A 1217-nucleotide genomic window follows, 5' to 3' on the forward strand; every position below is an offset into this window, starting at 1 on the left:
TCCCACTGTCTTGGCCATTGTAGCCCGCGTGTCGCCCAGCACATTCGGGGCATACTGACCTACCGTTGCCCGTTCCTTCCTCCAGTTTGGCACTGGCAGTCCTCCTAATGTACCCAACCACCACAAGGGTGTTGCTGGCAATTAGGAGTGCGGGTCTCGCTCGTTGCCTGACTTAACAGGACGCCTCACGGTACGAGCTGACGGCGGCCATGCACCTCCTCTCAATGGCTCCAGTAAGGTCATCAACCTGACCTTCACAGCACATTGTCGATGCTGGTGAGATGTCCGGCGTTGAGTCCAATTAAACCGCAGGCTCCTCCGGTTGTAGTGCTCCCCCGCCAATTCCTTTAAGTTTCATCCTTGCGGACGTACTTCCCAGGCGGTCTGCTTCACGGCTTCCCTACGGCACAGCACTGGCTCGTAGCCAGTGCCACACCTAGCAGACATCGTTTACAGCTCGGACTACCCGGGTATCTAATCCGGTTCGTGACCCGAGCTTTCGTCCCTCACCGTCGGATCCGTCTTCCAGAGGCGCTTTCGCCACCGGTGGTCCGTCCAGGATTACGGGATTTCACTCCTACCCCGGACGTACCCCTCTGGTCTTCCGGTCCCAAGCCACGCAGTTTCCACCGGACGCCCACGCGTTAAGCGCGCGGATTTCCCGATGGACTTGCGTGGCCAGCTACGGACGCTTTAGGCCCAATAAGAGCGGTCATCACTCGTGCTGCCGGTATTACCGCGGCGGCTGGCACCGGTCTTGCCCAGCACTTATTCCACGACCACCTTACGGTCGTGAAAAGCGAGGACTATATGCCCTCGCACTTGGAGTCCCCTTATCGCACTCTCGTGCAGTGTAAAGGTTTCGCGCCTGCTGCGCCCCGTAGGGCCCGGTATCTTGTCTCAGATACCGTCTCCGGGCTCTTGCTCTCACAACCCGTACCGATTATAGGCACGGTGGGCCGTTACCCCACCGTCTACCTAATCGGCCGCAGCCACATCCTATGGCGCCGGGGCGTTTCGCGTTCGTGCCACTCCAGGCAGCGAACGGTATTCCGAATTAGCCTCAGTTTCCCGAGGTTGTTCGGATCCATAGGGTAGTTTGGCCACGTGTTACTGAGCTATCTGCTACGAGTCTGAACTCGTGCAACTAGCATGGCTAAATCGGACTCCAATAGCAATGACCTCCGGCAGGATCAACCGGAATGCTCTTCCCCAGC

Annotated in this window: 1 rRNA gene; it reads right to left on the bottom strand. The window is 58.4% G+C overall.

Annotated features, from left to right (window positions below):
• Window positions 1–1204: ribosomal RNA gene (locus tag NDO75_RS27665) — 16S ribosomal RNA — on the bottom strand; the annotation flags it as partial.
• Window positions 1205–1217 lie beyond the last annotated feature (13 nt).

This window comes from Natrinema sp. 1APR25-10V2, from assembly GCF_031626495.1.
Lineage (GTDB): Archaea > Halobacteriota > Halobacteria > Halobacteriales > Natrialbaceae > Natrinema.